The following is a 206-nucleotide window of genomic DNA, read 5'->3' as shown; positions in this document are numbered from 1 at the left end:
TAGGCTCAATCACCATTTAAATTGAATACAATAAAAAAATCCGTAAACTGTTATTTTTCACAATTTCAAGGGAATAGTAGTCAAATGCCAGCGCGGTATGAATTAACAGCGGAGCAGTGGCGTAAATTAGAGCCATTTCTTCCAGGGAAAGCAACGGATAGGGGTCGAACAGGGACAGATAACCGTTTATTTGTAAATGGCTGTTT

The 206-nt window shown here is 38.8% G+C and carries 1 protein-coding gene; it reads right to left on the bottom strand.

The window, feature by feature from the left end; translation table 11 throughout:
* Positions 1-16: 16 nt before the first annotated feature.
* Positions 17-206 (bottom strand): hypothetical protein (locus tag Llon_RS11900; protein WP_420324215.1); only part of this gene is annotated, 190 nt, incomplete at its 5' end.

Origin of the sequence: Legionella londiniensis (assembly GCF_001467825.1) — a bacterium.
Classification (GTDB): Bacteria; Pseudomonadota; Gammaproteobacteria; order Legionellales; family Legionellaceae; genus Legionella_A; species Legionella_A londiniensis.
The sequence above is the reverse complement of the archived record's forward strand: the minus strand, read 5'-3'. Positions and strand labels throughout refer to the sequence as shown.